At 71.3% G+C, this 20,908-nt stretch carries 24 protein-coding genes and 1 pseudogene; 11 read left to right on the top strand and 14 right to left on the bottom strand.

The genetic code is table 11. The features are described from left to right. Positions 1-162: 162 nt before the first annotated feature. Genes AB0I81_RS07305 through AB0I81_RS07330 form a run of 6 tightly spaced genes read right to left on the bottom strand, consistent with a single transcriptional unit; the run spans position 163 to position 4,725 of the window. A complete protein-coding gene (locus AB0I81_RS07305) occupies positions 163-918 on the bottom strand; it encodes an SGNH/GDSL hydrolase family protein (RefSeq protein ID WP_360651451.1) in 756 nt (251 codons plus the stop codon). Further along, positions 915-1,349 carry a type II 3-dehydroquinate dehydratase gene (aroQ, locus tag AB0I81_RS07310; protein ID WP_360651454.1) on the bottom strand — a complete coding sequence of 145 codons (435 nt, stop codon included), beginning with the start codon at positions 1,347-1,349 and terminating at the stop codon, positions 915-917. The genes AB0I81_RS07305 and aroQ overlap by 4 nt, the downstream gene beginning before the upstream one ends. Beyond that, positions 1,346-2,419, bottom strand: coding sequence for a 3-dehydroquinate synthase (gene aroB / locus AB0I81_RS07315; RefSeq protein ID WP_360651458.1), 1,074 nt, complete (start codon positions 2,417-2,419; stop codon positions 1,346-1,348). The genes aroQ and aroB overlap by 4 nt, the downstream gene beginning before the upstream one ends. Beyond that, positions 2,416-2,919, bottom strand: coding sequence for a shikimate kinase (locus AB0I81_RS07320; RefSeq protein WP_360651461.1), 504 nt, complete (start codon positions 2,917-2,919; stop codon positions 2,416-2,418). The genes aroB and AB0I81_RS07320 overlap by 4 nt, the downstream gene beginning before the upstream one ends. After that, positions 2,916-4,097: a chorismate synthase gene (gene aroC, locus AB0I81_RS07325; protein ID WP_360651464.1), complete on the bottom strand. Its 1,182-nt coding sequence runs from the start codon at positions 4,095-4,097 to the stop codon at positions 2,916-2,918. The genes AB0I81_RS07320 and aroC overlap by 4 nt, the downstream gene beginning before the upstream one ends. 43 nt (positions 4,098-4,140) lie before the next feature. After that, complete coding sequence (locus AB0I81_RS07330; RefSeq protein ID WP_360651467.1) at positions 4,141-4,725, bottom strand: prepilin peptidase; 585 nt, start codon at positions 4,723-4,725, stop codon at positions 4,141-4,143. A gap of 108 nt (positions 4,726-4,833) precedes the next feature. Here AB0I81_RS07330 and AB0I81_RS07335 point away from each other — a divergent pair, with 108 nt between their 5' ends. Together AB0I81_RS07335 and mltG are read left to right on the top strand one after the other, a co-directional pair. Beyond that, entirely contained in the window at positions 4,834-5,346 is a 513-nt protein-coding gene (locus AB0I81_RS07335; RefSeq protein WP_360651470.1) for a SigE family RNA polymerase sigma factor, read from the top strand. Continuing rightward, positions 5,343-6,263, top strand: coding sequence for an endolytic transglycosylase MltG (mltG, locus tag AB0I81_RS07340; protein WP_360651473.1), 921 nt, complete (start codon positions 5,343-5,345; stop codon positions 6,261-6,263). The genes AB0I81_RS07335 and mltG overlap by 4 nt, the downstream gene beginning before the upstream one ends. Here the strand turns inward: mltG and AB0I81_RS07345 are convergent. The 3 genes and pseudogenes from AB0I81_RS07345 to AB0I81_RS07355 form a co-directional block, all read right to left on the bottom strand. After that, positions 6,260-6,799 carry an SseB family protein gene (locus tag AB0I81_RS07345; protein WP_360651476.1) on the bottom strand — a complete coding sequence of 180 codons (540 nt, stop codon included), beginning with the start codon at positions 6,797-6,799 and terminating at the stop codon, positions 6,260-6,262. The two genes, mltG and AB0I81_RS07345, sit on opposite strands and share 4 nt — an antisense overlap. Before the next feature lie 356 nt (positions 6,800-7,155). Continuing rightward, positions 7,156-7,299 (bottom strand): annotated as a pseudogene (locus AB0I81_RS07350) (HD domain-containing protein); the annotation flags it as partial. 8 nt (positions 7,300-7,307) lie between these two features. Then, complete coding sequence (locus AB0I81_RS07355; RefSeq protein ID WP_360651479.1) at positions 7,308-8,399, bottom strand: ring-opening amidohydrolase; 1,092 nt, start codon at positions 8,397-8,399, stop codon at positions 7,308-7,310. Between the two features lie 130 nt (positions 8,400-8,529). Between AB0I81_RS07355 and AB0I81_RS07360 the strand changes: the two genes are divergently transcribed. The 3 genes from AB0I81_RS07360 to AB0I81_RS07370 all read left to right on the top strand — a co-directional run bounded on the left by AB0I81_RS07360 (position 8,530) and on the right by AB0I81_RS07370 (position 11,519). After that, entirely contained in the window at positions 8,530-9,198 is a 669-nt protein-coding gene (locus AB0I81_RS07360) for an alpha/beta fold hydrolase (protein WP_360651482.1), read from the top strand. Between the two features lie 139 nt (positions 9,199-9,337). Next, positions 9,338-10,372, top strand: a complete 1,035-nt coding sequence (locus tag AB0I81_RS07365) for an FUSC family protein (RefSeq protein WP_360651485.1) — start codon at positions 9,338-9,340, stop codon at positions 10,370-10,372. Between the two features lie 55 nt (positions 10,373-10,427). Continuing rightward, positions 10,428-11,519 (top strand): FUSC family protein, encoded by a 1,092-nt coding sequence (locus tag AB0I81_RS07370; protein ID WP_360651488.1) that lies wholly within the window; start codon positions 10,428-10,430, stop codon positions 11,517-11,519. A gap of 3 nt (positions 11,520-11,522) precedes the next feature. Here AB0I81_RS07370 and AB0I81_RS07375 read toward each other — a convergent pair whose 3' ends face one another. Further along, the gene (locus tag AB0I81_RS07375; RefSeq protein WP_360651491.1) at positions 11,523-11,897 is read right to left on the bottom strand and encodes a type II toxin-antitoxin system death-on-curing family toxin; all 375 of its coding nucleotides are present in this window, start codon (positions 11,895-11,897) and stop codon (positions 11,523-11,525) included. Next, a complete protein-coding gene (locus tag AB0I81_RS07380) occupies positions 11,894-12,079 on the bottom strand; it encodes a CopG family transcriptional regulator (RefSeq protein WP_360651494.1) in 186 nt (61 codons plus the stop codon). The genes AB0I81_RS07375 and AB0I81_RS07380 overlap by 4 nt, the downstream gene beginning before the upstream one ends. A gap of 199 nt (positions 12,080-12,278) precedes the next feature. Here AB0I81_RS07380 and AB0I81_RS07385 point away from each other — a divergent pair, with 199 nt between their 5' ends. Next, a complete protein-coding gene (locus AB0I81_RS07385) occupies positions 12,279-12,605 on the top strand; it encodes an Atu4866 domain-containing protein (RefSeq protein WP_360651497.1) in 327 nt (108 codons plus the stop codon). Positions 12,606-12,608: 3 nt separating this feature from the next. Here AB0I81_RS07385 and AB0I81_RS07390 read toward each other — a convergent pair whose 3' ends face one another. Continuing rightward, complete coding sequence (locus AB0I81_RS07390) at positions 12,609-13,775, bottom strand: pyridoxal phosphate-dependent aminotransferase (protein ID WP_360651500.1); 1,167 nt, start codon at positions 13,773-13,775, stop codon at positions 12,609-12,611. A 25-nt stretch (positions 13,776-13,800) separates the two neighbouring features. Here AB0I81_RS07390 and AB0I81_RS07395 point away from each other — a divergent pair, with 25 nt between their 5' ends. The 5 genes from AB0I81_RS07395 to AB0I81_RS07415 are packed head-to-tail and all read left to right on the top strand — an operon-like array spanning position 13,801 to position 18,126. Next, positions 13,801-15,579 carry an alpha/beta fold hydrolase gene (locus AB0I81_RS07395; RefSeq protein ID WP_360651503.1) on the top strand — a complete coding sequence of 593 codons (1,779 nt, stop codon included), beginning with the start codon at positions 13,801-13,803 and terminating at the stop codon, positions 15,577-15,579. Continuing rightward, complete coding sequence (locus AB0I81_RS07400; protein WP_360651506.1) at positions 15,555-16,505, top strand: DUF418 domain-containing protein; 951 nt, start codon at positions 15,555-15,557, stop codon at positions 16,503-16,505. Before AB0I81_RS07395 ends, AB0I81_RS07400 begins: the two co-directional genes overlap by 25 nt. Continuing rightward, entirely contained in the window at positions 16,465-17,241 is a 777-nt protein-coding gene (locus tag AB0I81_RS07405; RefSeq protein WP_360651509.1) for a carbon-nitrogen hydrolase family protein, read from the top strand. The genes AB0I81_RS07400 and AB0I81_RS07405 overlap by 41 nt, the downstream gene beginning before the upstream one ends. 46 nt (positions 17,242-17,287) lie before the next feature. Next, entirely contained in the window at positions 17,288-17,734 is a 447-nt protein-coding gene (locus tag AB0I81_RS07410; RefSeq protein ID WP_360651512.1) for a hypothetical protein, read from the top strand. Beyond that, positions 17,731-18,126, top strand: a complete 396-nt coding sequence (locus AB0I81_RS07415; RefSeq protein WP_360651514.1) for a hypothetical protein — start codon at positions 17,731-17,733, stop codon at positions 18,124-18,126. The genes AB0I81_RS07410 and AB0I81_RS07415 overlap by 4 nt, the downstream gene beginning before the upstream one ends. Positions 18,127-18,129: 3 nt before the next feature. Here AB0I81_RS07415 and AB0I81_RS07420 read toward each other — a convergent pair whose 3' ends face one another. Together AB0I81_RS07420 and AB0I81_RS07425 are read right to left on the bottom strand one after the other, a co-directional pair. Then, positions 18,130-19,590 (bottom strand): carboxyl transferase domain-containing protein, encoded by a 1,461-nt coding sequence (locus AB0I81_RS07420; RefSeq protein WP_360652039.1) that lies wholly within the window; start codon positions 19,588-19,590, stop codon positions 18,130-18,132. 101 nt (positions 19,591-19,691) lie between these two features. Next, positions 19,692-20,849 (bottom strand): CoA transferase, encoded by a 1,158-nt coding sequence (locus tag AB0I81_RS07425; protein ID WP_360651517.1) that lies wholly within the window; start codon positions 20,847-20,849, stop codon positions 19,692-19,694. Positions 20,850-20,908 lie beyond the last annotated feature (59 nt).

Raw genomic sequence — 20,908 nt, forward strand, 5'->3', positions numbered from 1 at the left:
ACTGCGCAACAGCCCGGTGCGGCGGGAGAGCGGGCCACGGAAGCCGGTCAAGGGTGCGCCGTGACGGTGGCCGGCCGTGTGCGGGTCTAGAAGCGTCCCCCTGGAGGCCATGAGCCACGTGCGGCGGGTGGTGCCCATGTGGCTTCGCCGTAAAATATGAAACTAGGACCAGGGGGTGAGGTCGGGGCGCTTGGGGGAAAGGCCGTCGCCCGAGGACACGCCGCGGACTCGCCGAGCCACCCAGGGAACCAGGTGCTCGCGCAGCCACTGGTTGTCCTCGCGCCGCCGCACCCGCGGATCCACCTCGCGCTCCGGCCAGTCCTTGCGCCAGTCCTCGAACGGCACTCCCAGCACGTCCAGCACCCGGGCCGCCACCAGCCGGTGACCGTCCTCGTTCATGTGCAGCCGGTCGGGGCTCCAGGCCCGCCAGTCCCGCAGCCCCTGCATGGACCACTGGTCGACGAGCCGGCACCCGTACAGGTCGGCGATGGAGCGCAGGTGCAGGTAGTAGATGGCGAACCGCCCCCGCAGGCGCCGCATCAGCGGCGTGTCCCGCGGGTCCACCCCCGTGAACAGCACCACGTCCGCCCCGCCGGCCCGCAGGTCCCGTACGGCCCGCGCGAGTTTCTTGGCCATCACGTCCGGATCGCTGCCGGGCCGCAGCAGGTCGTTGCCGCCGGCGCAGAAGCTGACCAGGTCGGGCGCCATCCGGACGGCCGGCGGCACCTGCTCGGCCACGACCTGGTCGAGCAGTTTGCCGCGTACGGCGAGGTTGGCGTAACGGAAGCCGGATTCGTCGGCGGCCAGCCGCTCGGCCACCCGGTCGGCCCAGCCACGGTAGTGCCCGGCCGGCCCGGGGTCGTTCAGCCCTTCGGTGAAACTGTCGCCGATGGCGACGAAGGACTTGTAGTGCCTCATGAGGTGGCGTTCATCTCCGCGATAGCGTGCAGCGCAAGGATGTACGACTGTAGTCCGAAGCCCGCGATGGTGCCGCTCGCCACCCCGGCCACGACGGAGTTGTGGCGAAACTCTTCCCTGGCCGCGGGGTTGGAGATGTGCACCTCCACGAGCGGGGCGGTGCGCTGGGCGATCGCGTCGCGCAGCGCGTAGGAGTAGTGAGTGAAGGCGGCCGGGTTGAGCACGACCGGGATGCGGCCGTCGCACGCCTCGTGGATCCAGCCGATCAGCTCGGCCTCGGAGTCGGTCTGGCGCACCTCGACCTCGTGCCCGAGCCTCTTACCCGTCTCCCTGCACATGTCGGCAAGGTCTTCGAGCGTCTCCGCCCCGTAGACGTCCGGCTCCCGCTTGCCGAGCCTGCCCAGGTTGGGGCCGTTGAGCACGAGGATCATGCGGAGATCTCCTTGTAGGCGGCCGCGAGCAGCTCTTCCGACGGGTCTTCGAGGCGGCCGGGCTTGGCCAGGTCCTCCAGCACCACGAAGCGCTGCTTGGCGCCGCGGTTCTTCTTGTCCAGGCGCATGTGGTCGCGCAGCCGCGGCCACGCGTCGGCGCGGTAGGTGATGGGCAGCCCGACGCTGGTGAGGATCGCGCGGGTACGTGCGACGACGTCGGCGCGGCCGGACAGCCGCGACAGCTCCGCCGCGTAGACCATGCCGATCGCGACGGCCTCACCGTGGCGGATGCCGTAGTGCTCCTCGCGTTCGATGGCGTGGGCCAGCGTGTGGCCGTAATTGAGGATCTCGCGCAGCCCGGCCTCGCGCAGGTCGGCGCCCACGACGTCGGCCTTGACCTGGATCTTGCGCTCGATCAGCTCGCGGGTGTGGGGCCCGCCGGGGCGGGTGGCGGCCTCGGGGTCGGACTCGACGAGCCGCAGGATCTCCGGGTCGGCGATGAAGCCGCCCTTGATGATCTCGGCCAGGCCGGCCACGTAGTCGGCCCTGGGCATGCTGTCCAGCGTGGACAGCTCGCACAACACGCCCGCGGGCGGCAGGAAGGTGCCCACGAGGTTCTTGCCCTCGGGCGTGTCGATGCCGTTCTTGCCGCCGACCGCCGCGTCCACCATGGCCAGCAGCGTCGTGGGCACGAGCACCACCTGCACGCCGCGCAGCCAGGTGCCCGCCACGAACCCGGCCAGGTCGGTCGTCGCGCCGCCGCCCACGCCGACGACGGCGTCGGAGCGGGTCACGCCGTGCCGGCCGAGCTCGGACCACAGCCGCGCGGCCACCTCGACGCTCTTGGCCTGCTCGCCGTCGGGCACGGTCAGCTCGGCCACCTCGTAGCCGGCCTCGGACAGCGCCGCGCACACCGGCCGGGAGATCTCCGGCAGGGTCTCGGGGCAGATGACCGCGACCGTGCGCACGCCGGGCTTGAGCAGCGTGGTCAGCTCGGCCCGCACGCCGGTGCCGATCACCACGTCGTACGGGCTGTCGCCGCGTACCCGGATCCTGGTCGCGGCCGTCATGCGGGCAGCCCCTTCACGATCTCCTCGGCGAGCTCGTCCGGCTCGCGCTTGTCCGTCACCACCGTGACCACGGCCAGGCGCTCATAGACCGGGCGGCGCTCCTCCATGAGCTTCTTCAGCTGGCTGCGCGGGTTGAGCACCAGCAGCGGCCTGGCCGAGGCGAGGCCGACCCGCTGGACCGCGTCCGACAGCCCGACCTGGAGGTAGACGACGTGGTGGCCCCGGAGCAGGGCCTGCGTCTCCTCGTGCAGCACGGCGCCGCCGCCGAGGGACACGATCCCGTCGTGCTCGGCCAGCGCGCGCCGCACGGCCTCGTGCTCCATCTCGCGGAAGCGCTCCTCGCCGTCCTCGATGAAGATGTCGGCCACGGGCTTGCCCGCCACCGCCTCCACGTCGAGGTCGGTGTCGCGGAACTCGACGCCGAGCCGTTCGGCCAGCAGTTGCCCGAGCGTGCTCTTGCCCGATCCGGGAGGACCGATCAGCACCGCTTTCGCTGTCATTTGATCACCATGGAAGAGAGGTAGCCGGACAGGTTGCGGGCGACTTCCTCCACGGAGTCGCCGCCGAACTTCTCGATCGCCGCGTCGGCCAGGACCAGCGCGACCATCGCCTCGGCCACGATGCCGGCCGCCGGGACGGCGCACACGTCGGAGCGCTCGTGGTGGGCCTTGGCGGCCTCGCCCGTCTTGACGTCGATCGTGGCCAGCGCCCTGGGGACGGTGGAGATCGGCTTCATGGCGGCGCTGACCCGCAGGATCTCGCCGTTGGTCATGCCGCCCTCGACGCCGCCCGCGCGGTTGGTGATGCGGCGTACGCCGTCTTCGGAGGTGTACTCGATCTCGTCGTGGGCGCGGGAGCCGGGCCTGCGCGCGGTCTCGAAGCCGTCGCCGACCGCGACGCCCTTGATCGCCTGGATGCCCATGAGCGCCCCGGCGAGCCTGGAGTCGAGCCTGCGGTCCCAGTGCGTGTAGCTGCCCAGGCCGGGCGGCAGGCCGTAGGCCAGCACCTCGACGACGCCGCCGAGCGTGTCGCCGTCCTTGTGCGCCTTGTCGATCACCGCGACCATGGCGGCGCTGCCTTCGAGGTCGGAGCAGCGCACCGGGTCCTCGTCGATCCTGGCCAGGTCGTTCGGGCCGGGCAGCACGTCCGTCGGAGTGCGGGCGCCGCCGATCTCGGTCACGTGGCTGACGATGTCGACGCCGAGCGCCTGCTTGAGGAAACGCCTGGCGACCTCACCGAGCGCCACCCGCGCGGCCGTCTCACGGGCGCTGGCCCGGTCGAGCACGTTACGGGCGTCGTCGAAGCCGTATTTCTGCATGCCCGCCAGGTCGGCGTGCCCGGGGCGCGGACGGGATCTGGGCGCGTTGCGGCCGAGACCCTCCAGCTCGGCCGGGTCCACCGGGTCGGCCGCCATGACCTTCTCCCACTTCGGCCACTCGGTGTTGCCGATGCGGATGGCGACCGGGCTGCCCATCGTGCTGCCGTGGCGTACGCCTCCGACGATGGTCACCTGGTCCTGCTCGAACTTCATCCGCGCGCCCCTGCCGTATCCGAGCCTGCGGCGGCGCAGGGCCTCGTCGATGGCGTCGGTGCTCACCCCTACTCCGGCCGGCAGGCCTTCGAGGATGGCGACGAGTTCGGGGCCGTGGGATTCTCCGGCGGTCAACCAGCGCAACATGCGTACAAGTCTTCCATGCACGACCCAGTGAGCTGACCCTGGCTCAGGATGCGAGACAGAGTGCCGGCAGCGTGCCGAGCAGCATGAAGGTGCCGAAGGGGAACTGGGTGTGCCGGTCTCCGCGGCCGGTCAGCAGCAGGGCCAGGCCGTAGAGCGCGCCGAGCGCCTGCCCGCAGAAGGCCGCCGTCACCAGGGCCTGCCAGCTCATCGCCGCGCTCGCCATGCCGATGAGCCCCGCCAGCTTGACGTCGCCGAACCCCATCTGGTCGGGCCTGAGCAACCACAGCAGGCCGTACACGGCCAGCATCGCCGCCCCGCCGGCCAGCGCCCTGGGCAGCTCTCCCGTCGGCAGCAGCGCCAGCGCGACGATCGGGTACGCCGGCAGCGTGATCGCGTCGGGCAACGTGCTGGTACGCCAGTCCACGACGGCCAGGGCGACGGCGATCACGGCGAAGCACACGTACGGCGGCCCCGCCCGCCACGCGACCAGCCCGGCCACGACGGCGCTCACCAGTTCGAGCCCCGGCGGCCACGTCCGGGCCTGGGCGGGGGCCTCGTCGTAGGAGCCGGCCAGCGCCCTGATGCGGTCCCCGCAGATCAGGCCGATGAGCGCGGCGAATGCGATCACGCCGCCGACGCTAGCGTTGCCCCCCGGCGATGGGATTCCGTTGTACGCACTCGGCATAGATCGGCGTGCCGCCCGCGTCCTTGGCTGTGAACATCGCAAGGAGGATGGGTGGATCCAGGATTCGAGGCGGCCTTCCGTGACTTCGTCGTCGAACGTTCGGCGGCGTTGTTCCGTACCGCGTACCTGCTGACCGGCGAACGGCACTCCGCCGAGGACCTGGTCCAGTCGGCCCTGGCCAGGACGGCCGCGAAGTGGCGCGGCCTGCGCGATCCCGCCGCCATCGAGGGTTATGTGCGCCGTGTCATGTATCACGAGCAGGTGAGCTGGTGGCGGCGGCGGTCGCGGGTCGCGGAGGTGACCACCGGGCACCTGCCCGACCGGGCCGGCGAGGGGCACGCCGACGTCGCGGACCTCCGCCTGGTGATGCGCGCGGCCCTGGCCAGGCTCACCCGCCGACAGCGGACCGTGCTCGTGCTGCGCTACTTCGAGGACCTGTCGGAGACCGAGATCGCGCGGGTGCTCGGGATCAGCGTGGGGTCGGTACGCAGCCAGATCTACCGCTCGCTGGAACGCCTGAAGAAGACGGCGCCCGAGCTGACCATCGTGAGGGAGCTTCGATGAACCTGGAGAACCTGCTGCGCGAGACCCTCTCCGACCTGGCCCACGAGGAGCCGCCACCCGCGCCGGGCCGCTTCCTGCGGGCCGCCGAGCCCCGGCCCCGTCGTCGCCGTGGCGTCGCCGTGCTGGCGGCCTCGGCCGTCGCCGCGCTGGCGGTCGCCTCCACGCTCGTGGTCCATGGCGTGTCGTCCCGCGACCGCGGCGACGCCGCCGCGCCGCCGACCCCCGCGCAGCAGCCGATGACCTTCGTGACCGTGCCGGAGGGAGTCAGGCTCGCGCAGCTCTTCAAGACGTTGTCGTCGTTCACCGGCAGGCCGGTGGCGGAGTTCGAGCGGGCCGCGGCCGACGGCGCGGCGCTCGGTCTGCCGTCCTATGCCAAGGGCGCGCTCGAAGGGTTCATTCCCCCCGGAGTCCACGAACTCTCCCCTTCCATGAGCCCGGAGGAGATCCTCAGGACGCTGGTGATCCGGTTCGGGAGGGCAGCCGAGAAGTACGACCTCGTCGAGATCGCCAGGCGCGCGGGCAGGACGCCGCTGGAGATGCTGACCATCGCCAGCATCGTCCAGGCCGAGGCGCATCAGGAGAAGGACATGGCGAAGATCGCCCGGGTCATTCACAACCGGCTGGACCGGAAGATGTCCCTGCGGATGGACAGCCCGCTCCTGTACGGCCTGAACAAGTACGGCGCCGTCGCGACGCTGAAGGACACCAGGAGCCGCACGCCGTACAACACCTACCGGCATGCCGGCCTGCCGCCGGGCCCCATCGGCAACCCGGGGAGCGACGCCATCAGGGCCGCGCTGCACCCGGCCCCCGGCTCCTGGCTCTACTTCGTGGCGACCGACCCTGAGAAGGGCACCCTGAAGTTCGCCACCTCCGCGTCGGAATACGCCGACCTGGTGAAGGAGCGCAACGGCTAACCCCTGGAGAACCAGCGCCGTCGCCTGCGGGGCGGCGGCGCGTCCTCCATCCGGGCCACGGTCACCCCGGCCAGCTCACCCACCGTGCCCGACTCGACGGCGGCCAGCGCCTCCAGCACCTCGTCCTCGATCACGAACGTCACCGGCCCCGCCACGTCCACCACGACCGCCGCCGCCCGCTCCTGCACCGCGGCCCGGCACACCTGCAGCGTGCTGGCCTGGATCGGCCGCGCATCGGCCCGCCACCTGACCATCGCCTCGGCCCCGGTGAAGGCGAGCACCGCTTCCCGGCCGTCCTGCCCGACGAGCTTGGGCAGCGCCATCTCACTCTCCTTCTCCTGCCGCAGCCCGTGCGCGCCCACCTCGGACTCGGTCAGCAGCGCGACGACGGGGACGAGGAGTCTGGCGCCGCTCAGCACGTTCAGCACCTCGGCGGGGCCGGCCGTGCCCGCCTGGTAGGCGGCGAGCGCGGCGGCCACGGCGGGCGCGGCGCCGCCGTCGTCATGGGGGTCGAGAGGTTGCGGAATGCTCGGCACAACGCCCGAGACTACCCGCGCCCACCCCCACCCCGAAGCCTGACCCGGATCGCGTGCACCCCCGCGCCCGGCACCGGCGGCACCGTGATGGCGATCACCACGGCGTCCGCGAGCCGCTCGGCCGCCGTGTCCAGCACCAGCCAGGCCAGCGGCGGCACGAGCACGGCCCACGTCCGCAGATCGGAGGCCAGGATCCAGCCCAGTAACCGCAGCGGCGCACGTTTCGCCCGCGATGTCCGGCGGGGTGGCGGCCAGGTGCGGACGTCCCGCCATCGCAGGATCATCGCCATTCGCGGCATGGCCACGACCAGTCGCAGGGCGAACCACCATCGCGCTTGCCCGCGAGGCAGCGTGTCCGTAACCTCCAGCACGTCGTGGAGCAGTCCAGCGCAGAGCAACTCGTGATCCATACCCAGTTCGGCCAGGATCGTGGCGACGGCGACGCAGTGCGTGATGTAGGGATCCCCGCTCTTGCGGAGCTGTCCTCTATGCCAGTAGGCGTGACACTTCAGCCAAGGTCCGCGATGGCCGCCACCGGTCCGCCGCCGGACGGGCCCTGGTGGACGGCCGCCACCGACACGAAGACCGCCGGGTCGCCCGTGACCGAGGCCGCGACCCCGCCCACCGCCGCCTTGATCTGGCGGTGCCAGTGCACGTCGGAGTCGTCCAGCATGATGTTGCGCCGGCCCCGTACCCGCCCCGACGGGTCCGCCTCGCACTTCATGAACACGTTGACCAGCCGCTCCCCGAGGTCAGACGGGTGCGGCCGGCCGGGCAGCGTGATGCCCGCGTCCCTAATGGCCTCCCAGATGCCGTCCGCGTCCAGGGCGTCCTTCATGACGCTGTGGCCGATGCGGTAGCGTCCGCCGATCCCGCGTACGTTGCCCACCAGCACGATCTGCGCCCGGTCCAGCTCCACCCCGGACGAGCAGGAGGCGACCGACGAGTACAGCGACAGGTCCTTGTGGATCTGGTCGGCGGTCGGCATCTCGATCTCGCCGAGGGCGACGGCGATGCCCAGGGCGGTGGTGGAGTTGGACAGGTCCATGGAAGGGCCGGTCTCCTCGATGGCGGTGTCCCGGCCGCGGCTCTTGGCGTCGGTGATGGTGGCCAGGGTCAGCAGCGGCGTCTTGGTCTGTACGTAGTGCACGTCGCGCGGGTCGTCGATACCGGCGATCTTCATGGCCTCCCGCACCCCGGCGGCCACCTTCTCCACCATGACCGGGCGGCCGATGTCCTCGGGCAGGATGACCTCGCTCATCGCGACGCCGACCGACAGCCGCGGCTCCTCCGAGGCGGGGGCGTCGGCGGTGGTGGCGAAGATGGTGGCGTGCGGGCTGAGGATCCCGTCGGTGCCGCCCGACCACACCAGCGGCACGGTGTCCGGCGCCGGATGCCCGTGCTCGGCCAGCACCTGACGGAAGGCGCGGTCGGCGAGTATGCGGGTGTAGTCGTTGACGCCGCCGTTGCCCTCGGTCTTGCCGATCACGGCCAGCACCCGGTCCGCCTCGATCACGCCCTCGGCGATGAGTCTCGACAGCCCGGAGGCGTCGGTGACACTCTCGATCGGCACCTTGCGCACTTCGATCGGGTCCGGCATGCGTCAAGCCCTTCTCCTCGCGGCGGGTCAACCACGCTAACCGAGCCGGTCGGCGGGGTTCATGGTCAATGTGTGCCCACGTACCCCGCCGGTGATGTCAAGGTGCGCCCGGCGGCGTAGGGTCGCGGACGTGATTCGCGAAGCGCACGTCAACGGGATCAAGCTTGTCTACCGGGAGGAAGGCGACCCCTCCGCTCCCCCGCTCCTGCTGATCCACGGCCGCACGGCCGACCACAACGACTGGAACGGCATCACCCAGCACTTCGCCGCCCGCTATCACGTCCTCGCCCTCGACCTGCGGGGGCACGGGGCCAGTGACCGTCCCGGGGAGTACCCGCTGCCCGGGATGGCCGAGGATGTCCTCGCGCTGCTCGATCATCTGGGCATCGAACGGGCCACGGTGATCGGGCACTCGCTCGGCGGCGTCGTCTCCTATCACCTGGCCATGAACCATCCCGGCCGGATCGAGCGGCTCGTGCTGGAGGACCCGCCACCGGCGTACCCGCTGAAAGGCCGTCCGCCGGTCGTGGAGGACGACTCCACCGGGTTCGACTGGCGGATGGTGCACGACACCGAGCGGCAGATGCTCGATCCCGACCCGGCGTGGGCGGCGGGGCTCGGCAGGATCACGGCGCCGACGCTGGTGCTGGCGGGGACGACCAGCCATCTGGACGCCCCGGACGTGGCGGCGCGGATCCCGGGGGCGGAGCTGGTCAGGATCGAGGCCGGGCACCTGATCCACATGGACGCCCGCAAGGAGTTCCTGCGCACCGTGGACGCCTTCCTCGGCACGCCTTGACCGGACGCGGCCACCCTGACCGGACGCCGCCACGCCCCGGCTGAAGGTGCCACGCTCCGACCTGCGGTGTCACATGTACACCCTCGGGTAGGTGCGGGGTGATATGCACGTAAAGCAACGCCTGAGCAGGCTGAGGCTGATGGCGCCCTCGATCGGCCAGTGTGCCGTCGGCGCCGCGCTCGCCTGGCTGGTGGCCAAGGAGGTGCTCGGCCACCCCCGCCCGTTCTTCGCGCCGATCGCCGTGGTGGTGTGCATCGGCGTGGGGCTCGGGCAGCGGCTGCGGCGGGCGGTCGAGCTGGTCGTCGGGGTCAGTCTCGGCGTCGGGGTGGGCGACCTGCTGGTGTCCTGGATCGGCTCGGGCGCCTGGCAGATCGCGCTGGTGGTGGCGCTGGCCATGGCGGTGGCGGTGCTGCTCGACAGCGGCTCGCTGATCGTGCTCCAGGCCGGCTCGTCGGCCGTGCTGGTCGCCACGCTGCTGCCCCCGACGGGTCTCGGCGGGCTCAACCGCATGCTCGACGCGCTGGTCGGCGGCCTGATGGGACTGGCCGCCATCTCCCTGCTGCCCGCGAGCCCGTCGGCGCTGGCCACCAGGCACGCGATGGGCATGTTCGGGGCGCTGGCCGACGCGCTGCGGCAGATCGGGGAGGCGATCGAGAGGTCCGACTCGGCGCTGGCGGTCCGGGCGCTGGAGGAGGCGCGCAGCACGCAGACGAGCGTGGAGGAGTTCAAGCAGGCGCTGGAGACCAGCCGCGAGATCGCCACCATCTCGCCGCTGCACCGCTACCGCCGTCCCAGACTGGAGGGGTACGAGCAGGCGGCCGTGCCGCTCGACCACGCGCTGCGCAACGCCAGGGTGCTGGCCAGGCGCGCCATCGTGGCGCTCGACGGCTCCAGCGAGCTGCCGCCCTGGTTGCCGCGGGCGCTGCACGAGCTGGCGGAGGCGACCCTGCTGCTGCGCGACGAGCTGGCCGCAGGCGAGCCGCCGGAACGGGCGGCCAGGGCGATCCTGTCGGTGGCCTCTCGCCAGGAGACCACGCGGTGGGGCTTCTCGGCGGACGTGATGATCGCGCAGCTCCGGTCGATCATCGTGGACCTGCTCCAGGCGACGGGTACGGAACGCGAGGAGGCGGTAGCCGCCCTGCCGCCGCTCGACGCCGAAGGACCTGGAGAATAGGACTTAGGCCAGTAAATGTGACCTTAGCGTCACAAAGATCCGTCAAGGTGGATAGGTGCTAACCAGGCTCAGCGCTCTCGCAAAGGAACAGCTGGGCACGTTCGGCTTGCAGGTGCCGGCCATCGCGCAGTGCTCGGTCGGCGCTGCCCTGGCCTGGGTCACCGCCATCGAACTGCTCGGCCACCCCGCCCCGCTCTTCGCGCCCATCTCCGTACTGATCTGTGCGGGCGTCGGGCTGGGTCAACGGCTACGGCGGGTCGTCGAACTGGTCGTCGGGGTCAGCGTCGGCGTCGGGGTGGGCGACCTGCTGGTGGCCTGGATCGGCTCGGGCGCCTGGCAGATCGCGCTGGTGGTGGCGCTGGCCATGACGGTCGCCGTGCTGCTGAACAGCGGGCCGCTGTTCGTGGCGCAGGTGGGCTCGTCCGCCGTGCTGGTCGCCGCGCTGGTGCCCGCGGAGGGCGAGGGCGGCCTGGACCGCATGGCCGACGCGCTCGTGGGAGGCGTCATCGGGCTCGCCGCGGTGGCGTTGCTGCCCGCGAGCCCGTTCATGCTCGCGGCCAAGCACCTGTCGGGGGTGCTCGACGCGATGTCCACGGTCCTGGAGCGGGCGGCGGAGGCGATCGAGAAACGGGACGCCGACCTGGCCGCCGAGGCGCTGGAGGAGGCGCGTACGACCCAGGCGGCGGTCGCGGAGTACGAGGCGGCGCTGGAGACCAGCAAGGAGATCACCCTGATCTCCCCGCTGCACTGGCACCGGCGGGCCCGCCTGGCCCGCTACGAGACCGCCGCCGAGCCCGTGGACCTGGCGCTGCGCAACGTCCGGGTGCTGAGCAGACGCACCCTGGCCGCGCTCGGCGAGTCCAGTCCGCCGCCGGCCGCGCTGGCCGAGGCGATGCGCGAGGTCTCGGAGGCGGCGCTGCTGCTGCAACTGGAACTGGGGGCGGGCCGGGAGCCGATCCTGGCGCGGCAAGCGCTGCTGGCGGTGGCGGGCCGGGAGCGGCCCGAGGGGCTGGGGTTCTCGGCACACGTGATCATCGCGCAGCTGCGGTCGGTGGTCGTGGACCTGCTGCAGGCGACGGGAATGGAACACAAGGACGCCACGGCGGCACTGACCCCGGTGGACCAGAGCACACGCCAGTCCCGGTGACCGTCAGGTGAAGGTACGCAGGACGTCGGCGATCTCGCCCACTTCGGTGAGCTTGCCCGAGGCGACCGCGATGACGAAGTCATAGGCGACATCGTCATCGACGGGATCGAGCTCCACTCCGTTCCTGGCCAGGAAGACGTAGGTCAGGAGCCAGCCCGCCCGCTTGTTGCCATCGACGAACGGGTGGTTGGCGACGACCGAGTGGAGCAGGGCCGCGCCTTTCCCGAGCAGGTCGGGATAGGCGTCCTGGCCGAACAGCGAGGTCTGCGGACGCTGCAGCGCGGCTTCGAGAAGCCCGAGGTCGCGCACCTCGATCGGCCCTCCGACTGCGGCTCTGGCGACGCGCAGCCCCTGCTCCAGGGTGAGGTAGGCGGTCACTCCCCTAGCCTCCGCAACAGGTCCGCGAACCGCTGGGCACCCTTCTCGGCGAGGGCGTCGGTGAGCTCGTCGTCCGAGACCCGCTGGAGATAGTCGTCGATCGCCCGGAGAGCTATCTGCTGCATGCTCCGCCCTTCAGCCTCGGCGCGCTTGCGGAGGGCTTCGGTCTGCTCGTCACTCAAGCGAAGGGTCATAGCCATACACCCATCGTAGACACGAGGCGGTATCACCGCGATACCACGACGCAGAGTTTACCCTCCGCTACCCTCGGTTGACGACGTGTTTGCCTGGGTGTGCTGCTCCCAGGAAGACCTCACCACTGCCTAAGCCCCTCCTGACCTCGGCAGAGTTGTCACCGACACGCACTATGGAGGTTTCAACATGCTCGGGAAAACGCTGCTCACGCTCGTCCTCCTCACCACGTCGGCCATGTGTGCGAAAGGGCAGGCGTCGGAGCGGCCCGGCAGTGCCAGGCCGCACCCGTACGTCGGCATGTGGGTCACCGAGGACGGCCGGATCCGCCAGGAGTTGCTCCCCAACGGCCGTTACGAGGAGGAGCGCGACGGCCGCAAGCGGGCCTACACCGGCCGCTACACCGTCACCGGCGCCCACCTCGACTACTTCGACGACGCGGGTTTCACCGCCACCGGCGACGTGCGCGACGGCGTCCTCTACCACGAGCACCTCGTGCTTTACCGGGAACGGTGAAGGCTAGGTGGACAGGCGCTTCAGCCGGGTGACGGCCTCCTCGATGACCTCGTCCTTCTTGCAGAAGGCGAAGCGCACGAAGTGCCGTCCCCGTTCGGCGTGGTCGTAGAACACCTGCGTCGGGATGGCGACCACCCCGGCCAGCTCGGGCAGCCGCCGTGTCAGCTCAAGCCCGTCGGAGAAGCCCAGCGGCCGGATGTCGGTCTGCACGAAGTACGTCCCGGACGGTCGCAGCACCTCGAAACCGGCCGCCGACAGCCCCTCCATCAGCCGGTCCCGCTTGTCCTGGAGCCCGGCGCCGAGTGCCGCCACCCACTCCAGCTCGTGCCGCAGCCCGTAGGCCACCGCGAGCTGCCACGGCGCGCTCGCGGTGAAGGTGAGGAACTGCTTGACCGTCTGCACCGCCGCGACCAGCGCGGGAGGCGCGCAGATCCAGCCGGTCTTCCAGCCGGTGACGGAGAACGTCTTGCCCGCCGAGGAGATCATCACCGTGCGCTCGCGCATCCCGGGCAGCGTGGCCAGCGGGATGTGCTCGACGCCGTCGAAGGTCAGGTGCTCGTACACCTCGTCGGTGATGGCGGTCAGCCCGCGCTCCCGGCAGAGCTCGGCGATGACGGTCAGCTCCTCGCGGGTGAACACCGTCCCGGTCGGGTTGTGCGGGGAGTTGACCAGGATGGCCCGGGTGCGTGGGGTGACGGCCGCGCGCAGCTCGTCGGGGTCGAAGGTGAAGCGGCCCTCGACCGGCCGCATCGTCACCGCCACCAGGCGGGCCTGGGCCAGCGCGATCGAGGCGGCGTAGGAGTCGTAGTAGGGCTCGAAGGCGATCACCTCGTCGCCCGGCTCGCAGAGCGCCAGCACGGTGGCCGCGACGGCCTCGGTGGCGCCGACCGTGACCATGATCTCGCCCACCGGATCGTAGGAGAGCCCGTAGCGCGCCGCCCGGTGCTCCGACACGGCCTGCCGCAGCTCCAGCACGCCGGGGCCCGGCGGATACTGGTTCGCGCCCGCGCCGATGGCCTGGACCGCGCGGTCCAGCATCGCGGCGGGTCCGTCGGTGTCGGGGAAGCCCTGGCCGAGGTTGATCGATCCGGTCTGTACGGCGAGCGCGCTCATCTCAGCGAAAATCGTCGTGCCGAAGGTGCGCATCCTGGTAACAAGTGGTTCGGTCACAGCTCCACACTATTAGTCTCGTGCCGTGATCATTCGGGTCGTGCTCGCCCTCGCCCTGTCCGTGCCCCCCGTCATGACCCCGGCAAACACCGGTCCCGGCGCCTGCCCGGTCCCCATGCCCGAGCGGACGAACTGTGGTTTCCTCGAGGTTCCCGAACGCAGGGACGCCCCAGAGCGGAAGATCGAGGTCGGCTACGCCGTGCACGTGTCCACCTCCGCGAACCGCAAACCGGACCCCATCGTGTACATGAGCGGCGGCCCGGGTTCGGCGTCGATGCAGCTCACGGGCTTCCTGAGCCAGATGTTCCCCGATCGTGACGTGGTGGCGATCGAGCAGCGCGGCAGCAGGTACTCCCGGCCCGTGTTGTCGTGCCCCGAGACCGCGCAGGCCATGCTCGGGCAACTGCGGCAGCCGCCCGCCGACATCGCGGACGCCGCGAACCGGTGCCGCGAGCGGCTCCGGGAACAGGGCGTGGACCTGCGGGGGTACAACACGAAGGAGATCACGGCCGACGTGATCGCGTTACGCGAGAAGCTGGGGTACGCGTCGTGGAACCTGTTCGGCGTCAGCTACTCCACCCGCGTCATGATGGACGTGGCCGCGGCCGACCCGGGCGGGGTGCGGTCGGTGGTGCTGGACTCGTACCTGCCGCAGAGCGTCACCTGGTACGACGACGCGGACCGCAACCTGTCCGACACGATGGCGGGCATGGGGGTGAAGGAGCCGTTCGAGGCCATGGTCGCCCGGCTGAACAGGACGCCGGCGCGGGTTCCGACGACGGATCCGCTGCTCGGCAGGGAGTTCACGGCGCTGATGAGCGGCGACGACGTGGCGGCGGTTCTGATGGAGGGGTTGCAGGACGCGCAGCTCTCGGAGGTGACGCCGACGCTGGTGCGGGCGCTGGCGACGGGCCACGACGAGTTGCTGAGGCCGCTGGCCGACGCCGTGGGGCAGGGGCTGGTGTCGCACGAGTTCGGGCTGTATCACGCGGTGCAGTGCCAGGACGAGGTCCCGTTCAACACCTTCACCCCAAAGTCCCGCTTTTTCACGGTAAATGGGGACAAGGCGGTGTGTGATGCTTGGCGGCTTCCCCAGGCCACACCTGTGCCCGCCGAGTCCGCACCCGTGCCCACCGGTGCCGAGTCCGCACCCGTGCCCACCAGTGCCGAGTCCGCACCCGTGCGCGCCGCCACCAAGGCCCCCGTCTACGTCATCGGCGGTGAGAAGGATCCCACCACCCCGCCCCGAACGGCCGAGCCCGCCGCCCGGGTCATCCCGGGCGCCCGCTTCGAACGTTTCCCCCGCGCCGCCCACGCCGTCTTCCTGTTCGACGCGTGCGCCCGGGAGCGGATCGCGGAGTTCGTCGGCGACCCCGCGGCGACGTTCGCCAAGCCCTGTTCCCACCCGCCCGCGCGCGGCGTGGGCGCCCTGCACGTGACGGGGAGGCCGTACCAGATCTCCCTGTCGCCCTGGCTGGCCGCGCCGTTCGCCCTGTTCGCCCTCGTCTGCCTGTTCCAGCTCGTCCGGGGCGCGCTCAAGGGGCGGTCCCTGGCGGCCTTCGGCGGCCTGGCCGGCGTGGCCTTCTGCGGGCTGATCACCGAGTCCGTCTACACCCTGGTGAGCACGAACGAGACCGCGCTGGCCGTCGGCGTCCCCGCCCTGGCGGAGCCGTACACGTGGATCGCGGTGGCCTCGGCCGTGCTGACCGCCGCGGCGCTTCTGTACGACCGCAAATGGCCGCAGATCGCGGCGACCGCCATCAGCGGCGGATTCCTCGTATGGTGGTTCACCTGGTTCCTCTGAGTCGCATCCGTGAGCTGGACGCCCTACGCGGCTTCGCGGTGGGCGGCATCATGCTGGTCAACACCTGGCAGCACGTCGATGACAAGGAGCCCGTCACCGCGATCGACTGGACGATCGAGACCCTGTTCCAGAGCCACTTCTATCCGATCTTCTCCACGCTGTTCGGCATCAGCTTCCTGCTGTTCCTGCGCGGCAACAGCCGCTGGGCGCTGCTGAGCAGGTTGTTCTGGTTGTTCGTCATCGGGATGTTGCAGCACCAGTTCTACGAGGGCGAGGTGCTGACCGACTACGCCTTCTACGGGGCCGCGGTGCTGCTGCCCGCCACGTTCATGGCCCCCGGCCTGCCTGTGTTGCTGCTGGGCGTGGCGGCGGTGGCGTGGGCGGTGTTGCCGCAGGTGGGCGGCGGGGTGCTGCTGATACCCGGGCTGTTCCTGGTCGGGATGGGGTTGTGGCAGCTGCGCCCGCCCAGGACGCTGCTGCTGCCCTGTTTCGCGGTCGCCGCGCTGGCCACCGTGCTGCTGTCCGTGGCCTGGGGCCAGACCAACCACTGGACCGTCTACAGCGTGGCCGCGCTGGCGGGCGCGGCGGCGTACTCGCTGGGCCTGCTGCTGGCCTGCGGGTCGTGGACGGCGGCGGTGCTGGAGCCGCTGGGCAAAATGGCGCTGACCAACTACGTCACCGGCACCGCCGTGATCGCGGCGACCGGGCCGCTGGTGGACGCCGACCCCACCCGCTGGTCGGTGGTGGCGCTGACCGTGGTCACGCTGGTCGTGCAGGTGCTGGTGAGCCGGTGGTGGCTGGCGCGGTTCAGGTACGGCCCGCTCGAATGGATCTGGCGGTGCCTGACCTGGTTTCGACTGGTGCCCAACCGGTTAGAGTCGGGCCGTGACCAGAATCGCCCTCTGCCAGATCCCGGTGTCCCCTGACCCCTCCACCAATCTCAAGAGGGCCAGGGAGGCGCTCGCCGCGGCCGAAGGGGCCGATCTGGCGATCTTCCCCGAGGCCACCCTCACCCGGTACGGGCGGCGCATCACGGGCCTGGCCGAGCCGCTGGACGGGCCGTTCGTGTCCGGGCTGGCCGACTCGGCCAGGGAGCACGGGCTGGCGGTGATCGCGGGCGTGTTCGAGCCGGGCGACGACCGGGTGCACAACACGGCGGTCGCCATCGACGCCCAGGGGGAGCTGCGGGCGGCGTACCGGAAGATCCACCTGTTCGACTCCTTCGGCGCGAAGGAGTCCGACCTGGTCGCGCCCGGCGCCGAGCCGGCGGTGGTGGAGCTGGCCGGGGTCAGGGTGGGGCTGATCACCTGCTACGACATCCGCTTCCCCGAGCTGGCCAGGGCGCTGGTGGACCAGGGGGCCGAACTGTTCGCGGTGATCGCCGCCTGGGGTTCCGGGCCGCTCAAGGAGGATCACTGGGTGACCCTCGTCAGGGCGCGCGCGCTGGAGAACACCATGTGGACCGCGGCCGTCGGCCAGGCGCCCAACCCCGCCGAGTCGTCCGACGGCTTCGGGGTGGGGCGCAGCATGCTGGTCGATCCGCTGGGCGTGGTCCGCGCCGACCTGGGGACGGGCCCCGGCGTACGGGTCGTGGAGGTGGACCGGGAGTGGACCGCCACCGCCAGGGCCACGCTGCCGTGCCTCGAACATCGGGTGCTGTAGACCTGCCGCGGTCCATCCTGGGGTCAAGCGATCGTAAAGTAGGACTGTGAGCGGAACGCAGATGCAGAAGGTGGTCCCGCCGCGTCTGCTCGTGCCATATCTGTCGGGCAAGCGCACGGTCATCTCGGGTTACGTCTACCGGGTTCAGGACTGTGTCAGACTGACCACGCCCGAGGCCCTCTACCTCGGGCTCGACCTCTCCTTCGACGGTTCCGAGCTGTTCGCCGAGGTGCCTGAGTTGTATGTGATGCGGTGGCACGCCCGCGACGTGGACACCTACGCGGTGCCGTACGGGCCGCACATGGGCGGCGACTGGAGCGACGCGCCGCCGTTCGCCGGCAACGGGTTCACGACCTCGTCGGAGCACGTGGTGCCGCAGTTCCACACCATCCCGATGCCGATCCCGGCCGGGGCGGAGATCATCCACGTCACCGACGAGGGCGAGCGGCCCTTCGCCGGTTACGACGGACTGACCTGGCGGCCCGCCGCATGAGCGACGAGATCGCGCCGGTCGCCTCCGGCTTCGTGGCCCGCTTCGGCGAGCGCACGCTGCCCGCCGCCCTCGGCCCGGACAACGACCAGGTGGTGCTGTTCAGCGAAGTGGAGCTGGAGGGCTTCGATCCGGCCTCCGGCTACTGGCGGCGGGTGGTGCCCAGGCCGCAGGTGGAGTGGCTGGTGCTGATCCGCACGGTGGGCGCGTTCGGCGGCGAGCCCTGCATCGTGCTCGACGAGGACGACGACGGCCTGCACATCGCCTACACCGGGCACAGCGGGATGAAGGCCGAGGCGCTGGGCTACTGGATGGTCGACCACGGCGCCTACGAGGTCGTGGTGCCCCGCGAGGAGGTCTTCTCCATCCGCGTCGAACGCATCCCCGTCCCCTGAGCCCTACCGGCCCAGGTTGCGGTAGCGGGCCTGGCGGGTCGCGAGCCGGTCGGCCGGGCCCGCCTCCAGCAGTCCCGCGATCTCGTGCTCCAGCGTCCGCCCCACCCGCTCGCAGAACTGCCGCGGCTCGTAGGCGGCGTCCGGCTGCTCGGGGATGACCCGGTCCACGATGCCCTCGCGGCGCAGGTCGGTGGCGCGGATGTGCTGCGCCTGGGCGATCTCGGGGGCGAAGTCGACCGAGCGGTAGAGGATGGCGGAGGCGCCCTCTGGCGGCAGCGGCGACAACCACGCGTGTTGCGCGCACAGCACCCGGTCGGCGGGCAGCAGCGCCAGCGCCGCCCCGCCCGCGCCCTCGCCGAGCAGCAGGCAGACGGTCGGCGCGTCCAGCGTGAGGAGTTCGGCCAGGCAGCGGGCGATCTCGGCGGCCAGCCCGCCCTCCTCGGCCGCCTTCGACAGGTCCGCCCCCGCCGTGTCGATCACGGTGATGAGGGGCAGGCCGAGCTCGGCCGCCAGTCGCATGCCGCGTCTGGCCACCCGCAGCCCGGCCGGGCCGAGCGGCGAGTTGGCGCGCTGGGTCCGCCGGTCCTGGCCGAGCACCACGGCGGGCGCGGTGCCGAACTTGGCCAGCGCGAGCACCAGCCCGGGCTCGTTCTTGCCGCCGCCCGTACCGCTGAGCTTGGTCACGTCGGTGGCGGCCAGCTTGAGCAGCGTGCGCACGCCCGGCCGGTCGTCACGGCGGGAACGCGTGATCGCCTCCCACGCCTCCACCGGCCGCAGGTCCTCCACGGGAGGCTCGCCGGCCGTGATGGCCGACCGGTCGGCGGCGAGCACGGCCAGCGCCCTGATCGCCGCCTCGCGCGCCTCCCCGGCCGAGACCACCGCGTCGACCAGGCCCTTGGCGTGCAGGTTCTCCGACACCTGTACGCCTTCGGGGAACGGGTAACCGTGCAGCGACTCGAACACGCGCGGCCCCAGGAACCCGATCAGCGCCTCCGGCTCGGCCACCGTGACCTGCCCGAGCGACCCCCACGACGCGAACACGCCGCCGGTCGTCGGATGCCGCAGGTAGACCAGGTAGGGCAGGCCGACCGCCCGGTGCGCCTGGATCGCCGCGGTGATCTTCACCATCTGGACGAACGCGAGCGCGCCCTCCTGCATGCGCGTGCCGCCCGAGGCCGGCGCGGCCAGCAGCGGCAGCCCCTCGCGGGTGGCCCGCTCGACCGCGACGACCAGCCGCTCGGCCGCCGCCACCCCGATCGAGCCCGCCATGAACGAGAACTCGCACGCCGCGATGGCCACCCTGCGCCCGCCGAGCAGGCCCTCACCGGTGATCACGGCCTCGTCGTAGCCGGACTTGACCCGGGCCGCGGCCAGTTCGTCGGCGTAGGAGGAGCCGGGCTCGGCCGGATCGGCGGGCGGCACGTCCCACGACTTCCACGACCCCTGGTCGAGGATCGCGTCCATCAGTGTGCGCGCGTCCGGACGGCTCACTATCGCTCCCTAGATGTCAGTCAACGATGCAATGTTGACGCACGGGGACCCCGGCCGGTGCCGTGGGTCCCCGATCATCGTTCGCGCTCCTCCAGCCAGGCGCGCACGGCGTCGCCGTCCTGGCCGAGCGCGGGCGGCGCGGTGTGCTCGACTCCCTCCAGACCGTCGAAGCGCAGCGGCGGCCCCGGCAGCTCGATCTTGCCCAGCACCGGGTGCTCCACCTCGACGACCAGGCCCTGCGAGCGGGTCTGGTCCCAGGTGTAGACCTCGTCGAGCGTCCTGATCGCGCCCGCGGGCACACCCGCCTCGGCCAGGCTGGCCAGCCAGTGGGCGCGGTCGTGCTCGGCCAGTGCCTTCTCCATGTCGGCGATCAGCTCCTCCCGGTGGGCGAACCTGTCCTTGTTGCTGGCGTACTTCGCCGCACCGGCGTCGATGCCCAGCAGCGCGGCGACCTTGCGCCACTGGCCGTCGTTGGCGGCGGCGATCTGCAACATGCCGTCGGCGCAGCGGAAGGCGCCGTAGGGGGCGATGGAGGCGTGGTGATTGCCGCCCGCCGTGGGCACCTTGCCGCCGACCGTCCAGGCGGTGCCGTGGTAGGAGTGCACGCCGGTGATCGCGGCCAGCAGCGAGGTGCGCACGACGCGGCCCTTGCCGGTGCTCTCGCGCTCGTAGAGGGCGCCCGCGACGCCGTACGCGCCGTGGATGCCGGCCAGCAGGTCGGCGATGGAGGCGCCGACACGGTACGGCTCGTCGGCCGAGGGGCCGGTGAGCGACATCAGGCCGCCCTCGCCCTGGGCGATCTGGTCGTAGCCCGGGCGGCCCCCTTCGGGGCCGTCGTGGCCGAAGCCGGTGATCGACAGGATGACCAGACGGGGGTTGAGCTCGTGCAGGCGCTCGACGGAGAAGCCGAGGCGGTCGAGTACGCCGGTGCGGAAATTCTCGATGAGGACGTCGCTCTGGCGTACGAGACGCTCGATGAGCCGCTTGCCCTCGTCGGACTTCAGATCGATGGCGATGGACTGCTTGTTGCGATTGGCGGCCAGGAAGTAAGTCGAAATATCGTGATCCGGTCCGACGAACGGCGGCCCCCAGCCGCGCGACTCGTCGCCCCCGTCCGGATGTTCGACCTTGATCACTCGAGCGCCCAGGTCGCCGAGCATCTGCGCGGCGTGCGGCCCGGCCAGGGCCCTGGACAGATCGAGCACGACGATGTCACCGAGGGGTCCGAGCAAGATCCAACCTCCTACTTGCGTTCGGGGCGAAAGAACATTCTCTCAGGCGCCCGCTTCTC

This window comes from Nonomuraea sp. NPDC050404, from assembly GCF_040655495.1.
Lineage (GTDB): Bacteria > Actinomycetota > Actinomycetes > Streptosporangiales > Streptosporangiaceae > Nonomuraea.

What these genes read in the sequence shown, in the direction of transcription:
- AB0I81_RS07305 (WP_360651451.1), bottom strand. Translation starts at nt 918, where the DNA reads ATGAGGCACTACAAGTCCTTCGTCGCCATCGGCGACAGTTTCACCGAA.
- aroQ (WP_360651454.1), bottom strand. Translation starts at nt 1,349, where the DNA reads ATGATCCTCGTGCTCAACGGCCCCAACCTGGGCAGGCTCGGCAAGCGG.
- aroB (WP_360651458.1), bottom strand. Translation starts at nt 2,419, where the DNA reads ATGACGGCCGCGACCAGGATCCGGGTACGCGGCGACAGCCCGTACGAC.
- AB0I81_RS07320 (WP_360651461.1), bottom strand. Translation starts at nt 2,919, where the DNA reads ATGACAGCGAAAGCGGTGCTGATCGGTCCTCCCGGATCGGGCAAGAGC.
- aroC (WP_360651464.1), bottom strand. Translation starts at nt 4,097, where the DNA reads ATGTTGCGCTGGTTGACCGCCGGAGAATCCCACGGCCCCGAACTCGTC.
- mltG (WP_360651473.1), top strand. Translation starts at nt 5,343, where the DNA reads ATGAACCTGGAGAACCTGCTGCGCGAGACCCTCTCCGACCTGGCCCAC.
- AB0I81_RS07355 (WP_360651479.1), bottom strand. Translation starts at nt 8,399, where the DNA reads ATGCCGGACCCGATCGAAGTGCGCAAGGTGCCGATCGAGAGTGTCACC.
- AB0I81_RS07365 (WP_360651485.1), top strand. Translation starts at nt 9,338, where the DNA reads ATGGCGCCCTCGATCGGCCAGTGTGCCGTCGGCGCCGCGCTCGCCTGG.
- AB0I81_RS07385 (WP_360651497.1), top strand. Translation starts at nt 12,279, where the DNA reads ATGCTCGGGAAAACGCTGCTCACGCTCGTCCTCCTCACCACGTCGGCC.
- AB0I81_RS07400 (WP_360651506.1), top strand. Translation starts at nt 15,555, where the DNA reads ATGGTGGTTCACCTGGTTCCTCTGAGTCGCATCCGTGAGCTGGACGCC.
- AB0I81_RS07415 (WP_360651514.1), top strand. Translation starts at nt 17,731, where the DNA reads ATGAGCGACGAGATCGCGCCGGTCGCCTCCGGCTTCGTGGCCCGCTTC.
- AB0I81_RS07420 (WP_360652039.1), bottom strand. Translation starts at nt 19,590, where the DNA reads ATGGACGCGATCCTCGACCAGGGGTCGTGGAAGTCGTGGGACGTGCCG.